We start from the raw sequence: 13,701 nt of genomic DNA on the forward strand, positions 1-13,701 counted from the left end.
AGATATAAATAATTTAATTTTAAGGAGGAAAATAATAAGTGGAACCTCTAGGTAGCAGAGATGTAGCAAAAGCGGCTATTCAAATGAGTTTAACTAAAAATAGGGAAGAAGAACGATTATTAAAAGAACAATTTTTAAATGAAGGAATACATGCAGCTGCTGTGGATTATGGTGGTGAATTTATATCATCGGTAACAAAAATTATAGAACGATGTGTAGTAGCATCAAAACGGGAAGGGGTCATAAGAGATTCACATAATGAAGAAGGTGCTGTTGCTGGAGCTGCAAGGGAAGCTATTTCTCAAATTATGCCTAAGGCTATAGGATTAAACGTTGGTGGTAAAATAGGCATTGCAAGATATAATGAGCATATAAGTGTTGTTATATTCTTTGGCATAGGCCTTTTACATCTTAATGAAGTAGCAATAGGACTAGGTCATAGGGCTGTATAAAGGAGATTGTTTTATGTATATTCAAGCTATTAGAGGCGCTATAACTGTAGACAGAGATTTACCAGATGAGATCTTTTTTAAGACTAAGCAGCTTTTATCAGAAATAATACAAAAAAACGGTATTTCTGTTGGGCAAATAATAAGTATTGTGTTTACTGCTACCAATGATATTAAATCTGCTTATCCAGCAAAGGCAGCTAGAGATTTAGGGATGAAGTCTATCCCCCTTATTTGTTGTCAAGAGATGGAGGTAATAGATAGCTTACCCAAATGTATCCGAGTACTTATGCATGTTGAAGTACCTGAGAAAATTAAAATTTATCATGTATATAAAGAAGGAGCTATACTACTAAGACCGGACCTTGTACGACCAGAAAAATTAACCATAGCTATAGATGGTCCAGCTGGCGCTGGAAAAAGTACTATAGCAAAAATGGTTGCAAAACGCCTTGATTTGTTGTATCTGGATACAGGAGCTATGTATAGAGCCATAGGCCTTAAAATGATAAATAAAGGTATAAATATGCAACATCATAGGGAAGAAGTTATATCTGAATTGAACACTACTAATATAGATGTATCGTATGATAATGGACAACAGATAGTATTTTTAGATGGCAATGATGTTACAAATCTTATAAGAACACCTCAAGTTTCCAGATATGCATCTGATGTGGCTGTGATCCCTGAGGTAAGATTAAAATTAGTCGAAATACAACGCAATATAGCAGATAAAAATTCTGTGGTAATAGATGGCAGGGATATAGGGACTTTTGTAATCCCGAATGCGGATAAAAAGTTTTTCCTTACTGCATCCCTAGAAGAACGTGCCAAAAGGCGTTGGCGGGAGCTTAATAATAATGGATATGATATAAAGCTAGAGGATATAATATTGGACATTAAAAATAGAGATGAATGTGATAGCAGAAGGACATTTGCTCCTTTAAAAATGGCCGACGATGCAATACTTATAGATACCACCGATAAATCTATAAATCAGGTAATAAATGAAATATTAAATCATATTTTTGTTGATAGTTAGGGGTGATTTAGTGTTTTACAGAATTGCTAAGGCTATAATGACCATTGTAGTGTATTTTTTGTTTGCTCCCCGTGTTATAGATAAGGAAAGTTTTCCTTCAACGGGGGGTGCCATCGTATATTCAAATCATACCTCTAATTTTGATCCCGTTATCTTAGGAATTGTCTTACCAAGACCCATTTCTTTTATGGCAAAAGCAGAATTATTTCAAAATCCCATAATAAGTTGGGTGTTAAAGGGATTGGGAGCATTTCCAATAAAAAGAGGACAAGCAGATATTGCGTCTATAAAAAAATCATTACAAATATTGAGAAACCAGCAGATTCTAGGCATTTTTCCTGAAGGAACTAGAAATAAATCAGGAAGCGAATTAGGAACATTTGCTAACGGTATCGCATCCATTGCCCATAAAGCCAAAGTACCTGTTGTTCCTGTTGCCATAAAAGGAGGCTATAAGCCTTTTAAGCGTATTACAGTAACAATTGGACAACCTATATATTTTGATGAATTCCAGCATCAAAAGAGCAGTAAAGAACTTTTGGATAATATGTCTTCACAAATGGAAAATGCTTTAAAAGAAATGCTATAATTTTGTGTTAAAAAGCAGGAAATATGGCGTTTTATATAGAATTCTATCAAGTAGAGTAATTTTATTATAGGGAGGATAAGTATTTGCAAATAATTTTAGCAACCAATGCAGGCTTTTGTTTTGGTGTCAAGCGTGCTGTACAATCTGTTTATGAACATCTCAATCCAAGCAAAACGATATATACATTGGGACCGATAATACATAATCCTCAGGTAGTATCAGATCTTGAACAAAAAGGTGTTATTGTAGAAGAGTGCCTTGACAATATTGAAGATGGTACAGTTATTATTAGATCCCATGGTATAGGAAAACTTGCATATGATGAGCTTAGGAATAAGGAAGTAGAAATAATAGATGCCACATGCCCGTTTGTCAAGCGTATACATCAAATAGTAGAAGAACACTATACAGAAGGTTATGATATCATTATAATCGGTGAACGGGAGCATCCAGAAGTTAAGGGTATTAATGGCTGGTGTAATGGAGCAGCATATATTCTAAACAGTTATGATGATGTGGATAGACTTTCTCACATTGATAAAGCATGTGTTGTGGCTCAAACCACTATCACACATGAAAAATGGAATAATATCTTGTCCAGACTTAAACATATAGTATCTGATTTAAAAGTATTTGATACTATATGTCATACAACTTTCAAACGTCAAAATGAAACAAAAGAATTAGCAAAAAAAGTTGACGTCATGTTAGTTATAGGAGGACATAATAGTTCAAATACGAAAAAACTATATTCTATTTGCAAAAATTATTGTAAGAAAACCTTTGCTATAGAAACGGCAGAGGAAATAAATAACAAACTTATTAGGTCGGGGGATGTAATAGGCATTACGGCAGGTGCCTCTACTCCTGACTGGATTATCAAGGAGGTAATTGACAAGATGGACCAAATTAACAATCAAAATTCACAAGAAAATACAGTTTCCATGGAGGACTTTGAAAAGACTATGGTATCATTAAGAAATGGTCAAATAGTTAAAGGAGTAGTTTTATCCGTTAACCCTCAAGAAGCCATAGTAAATATTGGATATAAGGCAGATGGTATTATATCTGCTGACGAAGTATTCCTGGAACAGAATCAAACTTTAGAAGATATCATAAAAGTAGGTCAGGAGATAGAAGTAGAGGTAATAAAGATAAACGATGGAGAAGGCAATGTATTGCTTTCTTGCAAGTCTATCCAACAACAAAAAGTGTGGAATGATATACAAAAAGGTTATGAAGCGGGAGTTGAATTTCGAGGCAAATGTACTCAGGCAGTAAAGGGTGGTGTTATTGCTAGTATTAATGGCATTAGAACATTTGTACCCGCTTCCCAATTATCTACAAAATACGTAGAAGATCTGAACACTTTTGTTGGAAAAGAATTAAGACTTAAAATAATAGAACTGGACAAACGACGCAATAGATTGGTAGCCTCACAAAGAATTATCTTAGAGGATGAAGAAGAAGCAAAACGTCAGGCTGTTTGGAATTCACTAAAAGAAGGTGAAAAAATAACCGGTACTGTTAAAAGCATAACCGACTTTGGGGTATTTGTTGATATAGGCGGGATTGATGGTCTTATTCATATCTCTGATCTTTCATGGGGACATGTAAAACATCCCAGTGAAGTACTCAGTGAAAATCAACAGGTAGAGGTTATAGTGTTGTCTTTTGATAAGGAAAAAGGTAGAATTTCCTTGGGTTATAAGCAGACATTGCCACAACCTTGGGAAAATGCAGATAATAAATACCCTGTAGGATCTATAGTAGAAGGAAAGGTAGTAAGAATTACTTCATTTGGTGCTTTTGTTGAATTAGAACCTGGCGTAGATGGTCTTGTTCATATATCACAAATATCCAACAAGCGAATTAATAAGGTAGAAGACGCATTAAAAGTAGGCGATATAATAAATGCAAAAGTATTAGATGTAAAGCCTGAAGATCATAAATTAAGTCTAAGTATAAAAGAAGCAAAAGGGGATAACAATATACAACCTTCAAAACACGATGATAACAGCTCTTCAAAATATAAAAAAGAAGAAATGAAAGTTTCATTAGGAGAATTCTTCCCAGAGCATTAAGAAAAAGGTTGTGGTTTTTTTATTATATGTATAAAAAAACATAAAATAGCCCACAATAATAACGACCTCACAAAATACATTGAGACCCCCTTTACATTAAGTCGTGATTAAGTTCACGGCTTTTTTTTATCTAAAAAATATGTTAAACTAATAAGATATCATAGTATATGTGAGGAGAATATATAAATGCAGTGGTCATATTTAGATTTTATTCAATCAATATTTAAGCTAACTACTATAGATTTATCTAGCTATAAAGAACGCCAAATGAAAAGACGTATTGATGCACTTATTGCTAGATCAGAATACAAAAATTACCATGCTTATTTTAAAGCTTTAGTGGCGAACAAGGAATTGCGCGATGAATTTATGAGTTATATCACCATCAATGTATCAGAATTCTATAGAAATCCTAAACAGTGGGAAGCTTTAGAGAAAGATATTCTACCTAATCTCTTGCAGAAACATGATGAACTCAAAATTTGGAGTGCTGCCTGTTCTACAGGCGAGGAACCTTATTCACTTGCAATGCTTCTTAGTAGATTTATACCTTTGAATCAGATAAAAATTATTGCAACCGATATAGATGCATCAATCCTCCAAAAAGCCAAAGAAGGTTCATATATTGAAAAGAATTTACAAAACTTACCCAAAGAGCTTATTGTCAAATACTTTCATAAACAAGGAGCAGAATATTACATAGATGATAGTATAAAAACATGTGTAGACTTTAGACAACATGATCTTTTAAAGGATGAATACCCAAAAAATTGTCATTTGATAGTCTGTCGCAATGTACTTATATACTTTACAGAAGAAGCAAAATCTAAGATCTATAATAAATTTTATAAATCTCTCCATCCTGAAGGAATATTATTCGTAGGAAGTACGGAACAGATAATATTACCTCAACGTTATAATTTTGTACCTGTGCAATCTTTTTTTTATAAAAAAGCATATGAAATATGAGTAATCCAATAAAAAGGTTTGACTTATAAGTCAAACCTTTTTATTGGTGCGAAAGGGGGGAGTCGAACCCCCATGGTATTGCTACCACTAGAACCTGAATCTAGCGCGTCTGCCAATTCCACCACTTTCGCATGATATAAAATTGGTGGAGGAGGATGGATTCGAACCATCGAAGGCTGCGCCAACAGATTTACAGTCTGCCCCCTTTGGCCGCTCGGGAACTCCTCCATATATAATAATTCATATATAAAAACAAAAAAATGGTGCCTCGGGGCGGAATCGAACCACCGACACGCGGATTTTCAGTCCACTGCTCTACCGACTGAGCTACCGAGGCAAAACTGGCGACCCGGAAGGGGATCGAACCCTCGACCTCTAGCGTGACAGGCTAGCGTTCTAACCAGCTGAACTACCGGGCCAAATAAAAAATGGTGGGCCTTCAGGGACTCGAACCCCGGACCAACCGGTTATGAGCCGGTTGCTCTAACCAACTGAGCTAAAGGCCCTAAAAAAATGGTGACCCCTAGGGGATTCGAACCCCTGATACCGCCGTGAAAGGGCGATGTCTTAACCACTTGACCAAGGGGTCACACTAATGGTCGGGGTGGAGGGACTCGAACCCCCGGCCCCATGCTCCCAAAGCACGTGCGCTACCAAACTGCGCTACACCCCGACGACCAACCTGAATTGTTCAGGCGACGATGTTTAATATACATCATTTTTTTGAAACTGTCAAGTCTATTTTGAAATTTTTTTTATAAAAACCGTTTTTGGTGCATAATAGTCAAAAAATATTGGAAAACTATTATGACACTACAATATATTGGAATATATATACAATATAAAGGAGCAGATAACATGAAAGATCTAAAGCATTATACAATAAGTCAATTTTCTCAAATCATCGGCTACAAACCATATGTTATTAGATTTTATGAAAAAGAATTTGAAATAAAGATTCCACGTACTAAGTCAAATCATAGATATTTTACTCAAAGGGAAATTGATATATTTATGTATATTAAAAACTTACAAGATCAAGGATTTTCAAATGCACAAATAAAAATTATACTTAAAGCACCATATATGTCTGCACAAATAGCTAGTAGTATATTGGATGTGGCAGCTACTAAACAGATATGCTCAAATTTAGATAATGTACAAAATCCATTGTTCTATTCGACTAAATTTGATATAATAAGGCTTATACAATTTATACAAAACTATTGTATAAAGGGAGTGACAAATATGGATATACAAAAAAAATATGATGAAATAAACGGTATATGGGAAGTCTGTCTAACTGGAGAGATTGACATATATAATGCACCGCAACTAAAAGAGTCTTTAATTTCTATGCTCAATCAAAAAAATGCTAGTATAGTATTAGATTGTGAAAAACTTAGATACATAGATAGTACTGGATTAGGCGTCCTTATAAGCATACTTAAAAGAGTCAAGGATTTTGGGGGAGATATTCGTATAAAAAATTTAAAACCCTATATAGCTAAAATTTTTACTATAACAGGTTTGGACAAGATTTTTGCCATTGAAGAATGAGGTGATGATGGTGGATAGTATATTATTAAACATCCCTGCAAAACCTGAATATGTAATGGTGGTTCGTTTAACCACATCAGCAGTTGCATGTAGGGCAGGTTTAAGGGTAGATGAAATAGAAGATTTAAAAGTTGCAGTAGCTGAATCGTGCAATATCCTTATGAATCAAACTAAAAATATAAAACAGCTTAATGTCAATTTTAATACTACTGGAGAAGGGCTTAAAATAGAAATCGGCATAGAAAAGGATTTAGATGACATTGTTGGTAATGATTATAATAACTATGATGAGCAAAACGAGCTGGGAATCTATATAATAACATCACTTATAACTGATGTTAATTTTCATCAAAAAGGAGATATTATTTATTCCATCTCCATGTATAAAAAAAGTGGGGGTCAAACATGTGATGATTGATGGGAATGAAGCAAAAAAACTGCAAAACAGACAGGAAGATGAATTGTTGCAGAAATATTGTGAAACTCGAGATATAAACTTAAGAAATGAACTTATAAAAAAATATCTTTATATAGCTGAGATTGTAGCAAAAAAATTTTCAAATAGAGGAGTAGAATACGATGATCTTTTTCAAGTGGCTTCTTTAGCATTGATAAAAGCATTAGAGCGTTATGACATAAATAGGGGATATAAATTTTCTAGTTTTGCTACTCCTACCGTTGTAGGAGAAGTAAAAAATTATTTTAGGGATAAAAGCAGGGTAATAAGGTTACCTAGAAAAGAAAGTGAATATCTTAAAAAACTTGATGAAGCCACTAGCCATTTATCTTTTAAATTATCTCGTTCTCCCAAGCCTGAAGAAATTGCCGAATATTTAAATATCACTGTAGAAGAAGTATTAGAACTTATGGAATCTAGACATTCTACTAATATTGCATCTTTAGACTATTATATAGATGATGAAGGGGAAACCGATTTAATGTCTGTAATAGGACAAGATGAAACTAGTTATTCAGATATCGAAAATAAGGACTTTATTTCCAGGGTAATGGAAACCCTTGATGATACTGAACGTAAAGTTATATATGAACGCTTTTATAAAGGAAGAAGCCAACGAGCAATTGCTAAGGATATGGGAGTTTCACAAATGTATATATCAAGAATGGAACGTAAAATACTAGAAAAGTTTCGAACTTATCTTAGAAAAGGTTGATGGTACCCATGTTTTATTTTTATACAATAGGTTAAATATATCTTGGAGATATAAATAACGGGAGGTACCATAGGTGAAAATGCTATTTCATAAAAAGGTTGTAGGTTGTAATGCAGTTGTTATACGTAATTTAATCAATGAAATGATAGAATGTATCAAGTGTTGGCATGAACTAGAGGAAGAAGAAGTCTACGAATTTTTATTAATACTTAACGAATTGATAGCAAATGGCATTATTCATGGGAATAACGGAAAATGTGATAAAGCCTTAACCGCTATTATTCAAGAATTGAATAGTAATACTATTAATATATGCATATGCGACGAAGGTAACGGTTTTGACTATAATACTATTATGCAAAGTGATGTAGATTCTACGGATATATTTACTGAAAGTGGACGAGGGCTTAAAATTATTAAGGCTTTATGTGATACTATTAAATTCGATTGTGATGGTAATAATGGTAATAAGATAAGTATCAGTAAATCTATCAAAAGATAATTAATAAATTAGTCATGTATAAATTTTAATTTTCAAAAATTCTAAAAGGATTTTTGAAAATGATAGAGAAATATATAGATAAATAATTATGAGTTAGGATAATATTTTATAGACGGAAGGATTTTTGCTATGGCCAAAGGTCTTAAAATAGGGAGAAGAAATATTAAACCCCGTTTTTTTGTTTTTGTTACGATTATAGGTATATGCATCTATTGGCTATTTGGTTTATCATCATCTAGACCCACGGAATATGCGTCTGTAGAATATGGAAGTATTACTACTGAAAACAAAAGTCATGCTCTTATAGTTAGGAATGAACAGATACATACTGCACCAATATATGGAAAAGTACTATTCCATGTAGATGAAAATCAAATGGTAAAAAACGGAGATGTATTAGCTACCATATATAAATCAAATTATCAAGAGGAAGTAGTTTATCAATTATATAATGTACAAGAAAAAATTATAAATTATCAGGAACAAAATATTATAGATAAGATAAATGATAAAGATTTAGATAAGGTACAAGAAGATATAAATAATATTATCTATGACATTCAAGAGAATATTAGAGATACTAATATGAAACAAATGGACAACAAAGAAAGAAATGTGAGATTATTATTAGAACAGCGAAAGGAAATAATTGACAAAAAGGGCAATTCAGATGAATATCTAAAAAATTTGTATGATGAACAAAATAAATTGACTGAGCAGATAAAAGACTGGAAACTAGATATAGTATCTCCAGCCTCAGGGTTGGTCAGCTTTTATATCGATGGTTTAGAACAAATATTGAATTTTGATTCTTTAGATGAAATAACAACAGAAAGCTATCAGGAATTGCTACAATATCAGGCTCCATCCAAAGACCAGGGTCAAAATCAGAACCAGGCTAAAGCAAACCAACCTTTTTTTCGCATTGTAGATACTAATAAATGGTATATTATATGTGAATTACCTTCATCCCCCTTTTTTTATAAAATAAATGACGATGTCTCAATAGGCTTTTCAGAGATACCGGTAAAAGATACAAATGCTAAAATAGTAAAACTAGTAGATGGAGACACACAAGGGAAACTTATGGTATTGGAGTTGGGGAATGATATACAAAATGTAATTAATGTAAGAAATACCAAAGTAAATATAAGCAAAAAATTTGAAGGTTTAAAAGTGCCTAAATCAGCTATTATCAAATATAAGGGTAAAGAAGGAGTGACGAAATTAAAAAACGGTGAAAAAAAATTTATAGAAATAAAAATTGTCGCATATGATGATAAATATGCTATAATAGAACATAATGATCAATATGAAAAATTAAATGTCAATGATCAAATACAGCTGCGTTAATATTATGTATTTTGTTAAGAGGTGGACTTCTAATATGGACATTAAAGAGAATATTATATCAGTAAAAGATAGAATGGCTAGAGCTGCTATAAAAACAGGAAGAAATTTAGAAGATATTACGCTAGTAGCTGTTACTAAAACGGTAATACCTGCCAGAATAGATGAAGCCATTGAATCTGGTATAAGACATATAGGAGAAAATAGAGTTCAAGAAATCAGAAGTAAATATCCATATATAAAAAATAGAGTAAAATGGCATCTTATTGGTAGTTTACAAACCAATAAGGTAAAATATATAATAGATAAAGTAGATATTATACATTCTTTAGACAGATTGTCATTGGCAAAAGAAATAGATAAAAGGGCATCAATGAATGGTATAGTATTGCCAGTTTTGATACAGATAAATGTATCAAAAGAATCTACAAAATCTGGTATATACATAGAAGAATTGGATGATTTTTTAGACCAAATACAGCAATTTGAGCATATAAGGGTAAAAGGTCTGATGACTATAGCCCCTTTACTGGATAACGCAGAAAAGACACGTCCTTATTTTGCTAAGTTAAAGGAAATATATGAAGACATTAAACTACGCCAATATAGCAATGTAACTATGGAATATCTATCGATGGGTATGACAAATGACTTTGAAATAGCAATAGAAGAAGGTGCAAATATAGTGCGGATTGGTAGAGCTATATTTGGTGAACGATAATCAAAAGGAGGAATATAAAATATGGCAGGTAAAATGTTTGATAAATTCTTGAATATTATTGGTTTGGAAGAAAGCATAATGGATGAAGATGAAGATATGTTTCTAGAAGAACAAAATAATAATATGGATGATGATTTTGACGAGCCAATCATCAAAACTAAACAGAAAAAAGGTAAGGTGGTTAATATTCATAGTGCATCATATGTAAAAGTTATAGTATATCAACCTTTTTCCTATGATGATACCCAAACAATAATAGATAATTTAAAATCGCGCAAACCTGTTATCGTAAATTTAGAGGCACTGGATATCGATTTAGCACAAAGAGTACTAGATTTTATGAGTGGTGCAGTATATGCTCTTGACGGAACCATCCATAAAGTTTCAAAGGGTATTTTTGTGTTAGCACCTAGTAATGTAGACATTAGTGGAAATATACCTGAAGAATTAAAAGGTAAAAGTTTTTTCACCCTTACAAATAATAAAGAAAAAGGGATGGAATAGGAGGCATTATTGATTTGGCTAGTCAAGTTATAGCGGGACTTTTGAAAGGGATTGTGTTATTTTTGGATATTATATGCTGGCTTATAGTAATAGGGGCTTTGTTATCTTGGTTTATAGATCCGACTCATCCAATTCGTACCTTTATAACACGTATTACAGAGCCTTTTGTAGCACCTTTTAGGCCACTTTCAGATAAAATTAATTCTTCAGGATTACCTATAGATTTTTCCCCATTGTTTACATACTTATTCCTTACTATTATCATACAATTATTGCAGAGATTAATAATTGTAGTATAATAGGATGGTAGCATATGGCTTATAAGGATACAAAATATTTATTGGCAAATGTAGAAGATCTTATTTTTAGTGTTCAAAAAAGTAAAACTGAAAGAGTTACTTCATTTTTTGACCCGGCACAACAACAATTAGTTGAGGATATTGTGAAACAGTACAATGGCATAAAATATGATAAATTTGGTGGGTATGGCGATGCAGAGCGTTTGATGTTCTATATATATCCATTTACTAAAGAGATAGATCAAAAAAAATGGTATAATGCCATCAAGGTTGTAAAAGTTACTTGGAATGCTAAATATTATAGAGTTAGTCATAGAGATATCCTAGGTGCTATAATGGGATTAGGTATACAGAGGCATAAAATAGGGGATATTATTATTCAATCTGATATTGGATATGTGTTTACCTTAGGCAATATAGCCCCTTTTATATTTTCAAATTTGATATATATCGGTAAGGCTAGTGTAAACACGGAAATATGTAACTATGACCAGATATACATTGACCCTCCAAAAATAAAACTCATAAAAGCCACTGTTTCTACTCTTAGATTGGATAGTATTGCTAGTGCAGGATTTGGTATATCAAGGAATAAGATGGTTCCTACTATTAGATCTGGAGCTGTAAAAGTAAATTGGACAGAGGTAGATAAACCAAATTTTGTGCTTAAAGAAGATGATATGATATCAGTTCAACATATGGGGCGTATTAGATTAGCCGAAATAGGTAACTTTACTAAGAAACAACGGATTAATGTAACAATAGAAAGATTTATATAAGGGAGGAGAAAATCATATGCCGTTGACACCTATGGATATACATAATAAAGAGTTTACCAGATCTTTTCGAGGTTACAACGAAGATGAAGTTGACGAATTTTTGGATTTGATTATCGACGAATTTGAGAAGATGTATAAGGAAAATCTTAACTTTAAAGATAAAATAAATACAATGTCCGATCAAATAGCCAACTATAAAACCATAGAAAATACTTTGAAAGAAACTTTGGTAACAGCCCAAAAAACTGCTGAAGATGTAAATGCAAATGCTGAAAAAAAGGCAGAGCTTATTATAAAGGAAGCTCAAACTCAAGCTGAAAAGATTATCCAAGAAGCAAATAATCAGATAATAGATATAAAGAAAGAATACCAAAATTCTTGTAAAGAATTTCAAATTTTTAAAAATAAGTTTAAAACCCTTCTTGAAACCCAGCTCGATATGATAGAGCAAAATTCCGATTTATTTATAGATGAAAATTTAGAATAAGCTTTTTAAAAGGGAATATACTAAAGAGTATATTCCCTTTATTGTGCTTAAATATAAATAGGATAGATCATTTTAGAGAGGTATAGATATTATGGAAGATCATAACGATGATCGTCAGTATGCATATATCCAGAAATTAGAGGAAGCAGCTCGAACACTAGAAAAAATGAAATTTGGAGATTACGTAGAATACCTTAAAAACACAAAAAGGATGTTAATCACCAATTTTGTAGCAGGTTTATCTAGAGGATTTGGTATGGCTATTGGATTTACTCTATTAGGTGCAGTAGCTTTTTATTTTTTAAGCAAATTAGCCAGCAAAAATCTGCCGATTATAGGTAATTTCATAACTGAAATAGTAAAAATTGTACAAAATAATCTTTAGAAAGGATAAGCATAAAATGAAAGATTACCAACTTAAATATCTTAAAAGTCAGTTAACGGAAGAGAAGACGGAATGTGAAAATGCCTTGAAGGACAATAAAGAGCTAAATACCGGTACTTTACTTGCGGCAAATGAAATGGAATTATCATTATATGATAATCATCCTGCAGATACAGCTAGTGAAACTTTTGAAATGGAAAAGCAAATAGCTATAAAAAGGCATTATGAAAAACGTATGGCAGATATAAAGCATGCATTAGATAAAATAGATAGAAATATCTATGGAACATGTGAGATGTGTGGTAAAGATATCGATTTTGAACGTTTAGAAGCATTACCTACATCAAAACTTTGTATAAAATGTGAAAAAGATATTAACATACCAATAAGGGATATGCAAAATACCGATAGACCAGTTGAAGAAGATGTTTTAAAGCCTCCTTTTTACAGAACAGATACCGATGGTCATGATTATGTAGGATATGATGGTGAAGATGCATGGCAGGATGTGGCAAAGTATAATAAGACACCTAATTACGCATTAGATTGGTATGATAATAATTTTTATGATGAGCATGAAAAGTTAAAGGACGTCCCAGAGTCAATAGAAGATATTAGTAATGAAGAATATAAGTCTCAGCTTCCAGAATAGATTAATTGCCCCAATATTGGGGCAATTGTTAGCGTAAAATTACCGTAGGGATTTAGAGTAATAAATTACCAATAGAATTGAAAAGAAGATGCCATCCTGTTAAAATATTAGTCGAATAAACAAATAACTTAACGAAAGGATGACATCTTCTATG

General features: G+C 32.5%; 17 protein-coding genes, 7 tRNA genes and 1 pseudogene. 18 read left to right on the forward strand and 7 right to left on the reverse strand.

Annotated elements, in window-relative coordinates:
- The first annotated feature begins 38 nt into the window (after positions 1–38).
- The 6 genes and pseudogenes from EJN67_RS11950 (at position 39) to EJN67_RS11970 (ending at position 5,136) form a co-directional block, all read left to right on the forward strand.
- Positions 39–452 (forward strand): HutP family protein, encoded by a 414-nt coding sequence (locus EJN67_RS11950; protein ID WP_129724587.1) that lies wholly within the window; start codon positions 39–41, stop codon positions 450–452.
- A gap of 13 nt (positions 453–465) precedes the next feature.
- Positions 466–804 (forward strand): annotated as a pseudogene (aroH, locus tag EJN67_RS14300) (chorismate mutase); the annotation flags it as partial.
- A gap of 81 nt (positions 805–885) precedes the next feature.
- A complete protein-coding gene (cmk, locus tag EJN67_RS14305; protein WP_243641305.1) occupies positions 886–1,494 on the forward strand; it encodes a (d)CMP kinase in 609 nt (202 codons plus the stop codon).
- A gap of 10 nt (positions 1,495–1,504) precedes the next feature.
- Positions 1,505–2,083, forward strand: coding sequence for a lysophospholipid acyltransferase family protein (locus EJN67_RS11960; protein ID WP_129724591.1), 579 nt, complete (start codon positions 1,505–1,507; stop codon positions 2,081–2,083).
- An 83-nt stretch (positions 2,084–2,166) separates the two neighbouring features.
- On the forward strand, positions 2,167–4,167 hold the full coding sequence (locus tag EJN67_RS11965) for a bifunctional 4-hydroxy-3-methylbut-2-enyl diphosphate reductase/30S ribosomal protein S1 (protein WP_129724593.1): 2,001 nt from the start codon (positions 2,167–2,169) through the stop codon (positions 4,165–4,167).
- Positions 4,168–4,353: 186 nt separating this feature from the next.
- Entirely contained in the window at positions 4,354–5,136 is a 783-nt protein-coding gene (locus EJN67_RS11970; RefSeq protein WP_129724595.1) for a CheR family methyltransferase, read from the forward strand.
- A gap of 44 nt (positions 5,137–5,180) precedes the next feature.
- Here EJN67_RS11970 and EJN67_RS11975 read toward each other — a convergent pair.
- The 7 genes from EJN67_RS11975 to EJN67_RS12005 form a co-directional block, all read right to left on the reverse strand.
- Positions 5,181–5,267 (reverse strand) — tRNA-Leu (locus tag EJN67_RS11975).
- Between the two features lie 12 nt (positions 5,268–5,279).
- Positions 5,280–5,364: transfer RNA gene (locus EJN67_RS11980), tRNA-Tyr, on the reverse strand.
- 33 nt (positions 5,365–5,397) lie between these two features.
- Positions 5,398–5,473: transfer RNA gene (locus EJN67_RS11985), tRNA-Phe, on the reverse strand.
- 5 nt (positions 5,474–5,478) lie between these two features.
- Positions 5,479–5,555 (reverse strand) — tRNA-Asp (locus tag EJN67_RS11990).
- 10 nt (positions 5,556–5,565) lie between these two features.
- Positions 5,566–5,642: transfer RNA gene (locus EJN67_RS11995), tRNA-Ile, on the reverse strand.
- 8 nt (positions 5,643–5,650) lie between these two features.
- A tRNA-Glu gene (locus EJN67_RS12000) sits at positions 5,651–5,725 on the reverse strand.
- A 7-nt stretch (positions 5,726–5,732) separates the two neighbouring features.
- A tRNA-Pro gene (locus EJN67_RS12005) sits at positions 5,733–5,809 on the reverse strand.
- Between the two features lie 185 nt (positions 5,810–5,994).
- On the opposite strand from EJN67_RS12005, the gene EJN67_RS12010 reads away from it, so the two are divergent.
- From EJN67_RS12010 to EJN67_RS12065, 12 genes are all read left to right on the forward strand, one after another.
- Positions 5,995–6,696 (forward strand): anti-sigma factor antagonist, encoded by a 702-nt coding sequence (locus tag EJN67_RS12010; RefSeq protein WP_165000860.1) that lies wholly within the window; start codon positions 5,995–5,997, stop codon positions 6,694–6,696.
- The gene (locus EJN67_RS12015) at positions 6,686–7,114 is read left to right on the forward strand and encodes an ATP-binding protein (protein WP_129724599.1); all 429 of its coding nucleotides are present in this window, start codon (positions 6,686–6,688) and stop codon (positions 7,112–7,114) included. Before EJN67_RS12010 ends, EJN67_RS12015 begins: the two co-directional genes overlap by 11 nt.
- Positions 7,107–7,868, forward strand: a complete 762-nt coding sequence (locus tag EJN67_RS12020; RefSeq protein ID WP_129724620.1) for a sigma-70 family RNA polymerase sigma factor — start codon at positions 7,107–7,109, stop codon at positions 7,866–7,868. The genes EJN67_RS12015 and EJN67_RS12020 overlap by 8 nt, the downstream gene beginning before the upstream one ends.
- Positions 7,869–7,947: 79 nt before the next feature.
- A complete protein-coding gene (locus tag EJN67_RS12025) occupies positions 7,948–8,370 on the forward strand; it encodes an ATP-binding protein (protein WP_243641306.1) in 423 nt (140 codons plus the stop codon).
- 129 nt (positions 8,371–8,499) lie between these two features.
- Complete coding sequence (locus EJN67_RS12030) at positions 8,500–9,723, forward strand: HlyD family efflux transporter periplasmic adaptor subunit (RefSeq protein ID WP_129724603.1); 1,224 nt, start codon at positions 8,500–8,502, stop codon at positions 9,721–9,723.
- Positions 9,724–9,757: 34 nt separating this feature from the next.
- The gene (locus EJN67_RS12035) at positions 9,758–10,441 is read left to right on the forward strand and encodes a YggS family pyridoxal phosphate-dependent enzyme (RefSeq protein ID WP_129724605.1); all 684 of its coding nucleotides are present in this window, start codon (positions 9,758–9,760) and stop codon (positions 10,439–10,441) included.
- Positions 10,442–10,462: 21 nt separating this feature from the next.
- Positions 10,463–10,945, forward strand: coding sequence for a cell division protein SepF (locus EJN67_RS12040; RefSeq protein WP_129724607.1), 483 nt, complete (start codon positions 10,463–10,465; stop codon positions 10,943–10,945).
- Positions 10,946–10,959: 14 nt separating this feature from the next.
- Complete coding sequence (locus tag EJN67_RS12045; protein WP_165000861.1) at positions 10,960–11,244, forward strand: YggT family protein; 285 nt, start codon at positions 10,960–10,962, stop codon at positions 11,242–11,244.
- 14 nt (positions 11,245–11,258) lie between these two features.
- The gene (locus EJN67_RS12050) at positions 11,259–12,023 is read left to right on the forward strand and encodes a YlmH family RNA-binding protein (protein WP_129724611.1); all 765 of its coding nucleotides are present in this window, start codon (positions 11,259–11,261) and stop codon (positions 12,021–12,023) included.
- A gap of 16 nt (positions 12,024–12,039) precedes the next feature.
- On the forward strand, positions 12,040–12,510 hold the full coding sequence (locus EJN67_RS12055; RefSeq protein ID WP_129724613.1) for a DivIVA domain-containing protein: 471 nt from the start codon (positions 12,040–12,042) through the stop codon (positions 12,508–12,510).
- 91 nt (positions 12,511–12,601) lie between these two features.
- A complete protein-coding gene (locus EJN67_RS12060) occupies positions 12,602–12,895 on the forward strand; it encodes a DUF5665 domain-containing protein (RefSeq protein WP_129724615.1) in 294 nt (97 codons plus the stop codon).
- Positions 12,896–12,911: 16 nt separating this feature from the next.
- Complete coding sequence (locus EJN67_RS12065) at positions 12,912–13,547, forward strand: TraR/DksA C4-type zinc finger protein (RefSeq protein WP_129724617.1); 636 nt, start codon at positions 12,912–12,914, stop codon at positions 13,545–13,547.
- Positions 13,548–13,701 lie beyond the last annotated feature (154 nt).

The sequence above is a fragment of the Xylanivirga thermophila genome (genome assembly GCF_004138105.1).
Taxonomy (GTDB): Bacteria; Bacillota; Clostridia; order Caldicoprobacterales; family Xylanivirgaceae; genus Xylanivirga; species Xylanivirga thermophila.

What these genes read in the sequence shown, in the direction of transcription:
- cmk (WP_243641305.1), top strand. Translation starts at nt 886, where the DNA reads ATGGTTGCAAAACGCCTTGATTTGTTGTATCTGGATACAGGAGCTATG.
- EJN67_RS11970 (WP_129724595.1), top strand. Translation starts at nt 4,354, where the DNA reads ATGCAGTGGTCATATTTAGATTTTATTCAATCAATATTTAAGCTAACT.
- EJN67_RS12010 (WP_165000860.1), top strand. Translation starts at nt 5,995, where the DNA reads ATGAAAGATCTAAAGCATTATACAATAAGTCAATTTTCTCAAATCATC.
- EJN67_RS12020 (WP_129724620.1), top strand. Translation starts at nt 7,107, where the DNA reads ATGATTGATGGGAATGAAGCAAAAAAACTGCAAAACAGACAGGAAGAT.
- EJN67_RS12025 (WP_243641306.1), top strand. Translation starts at nt 7,948, where the DNA reads ATGCTATTTCATAAAAAGGTTGTAGGTTGTAATGCAGTTGTTATACGT.
- EJN67_RS12030 (WP_129724603.1), top strand. Translation starts at nt 8,500, where the DNA reads ATGGCCAAAGGTCTTAAAATAGGGAGAAGAAATATTAAACCCCGTTTT.
- EJN67_RS12035 (WP_129724605.1), top strand. Translation starts at nt 9,758, where the DNA reads ATGGACATTAAAGAGAATATTATATCAGTAAAAGATAGAATGGCTAGA.
- EJN67_RS12040 (WP_129724607.1), top strand. Translation starts at nt 10,463, where the DNA reads ATGGCAGGTAAAATGTTTGATAAATTCTTGAATATTATTGGTTTGGAA.
- EJN67_RS12050 (WP_129724611.1), top strand. Translation starts at nt 11,259, where the DNA reads ATGGCTTATAAGGATACAAAATATTTATTGGCAAATGTAGAAGATCTT.
- EJN67_RS12055 (WP_129724613.1), top strand. Translation starts at nt 12,040, where the DNA reads ATGCCGTTGACACCTATGGATATACATAATAAAGAGTTTACCAGATCT.
- EJN67_RS12060 (WP_129724615.1), top strand. Translation starts at nt 12,602, where the DNA reads ATGGAAGATCATAACGATGATCGTCAGTATGCATATATCCAGAAATTA.
- EJN67_RS12065 (WP_129724617.1), top strand. Translation starts at nt 12,912, where the DNA reads ATGAAAGATTACCAACTTAAATATCTTAAAAGTCAGTTAACGGAAGAG.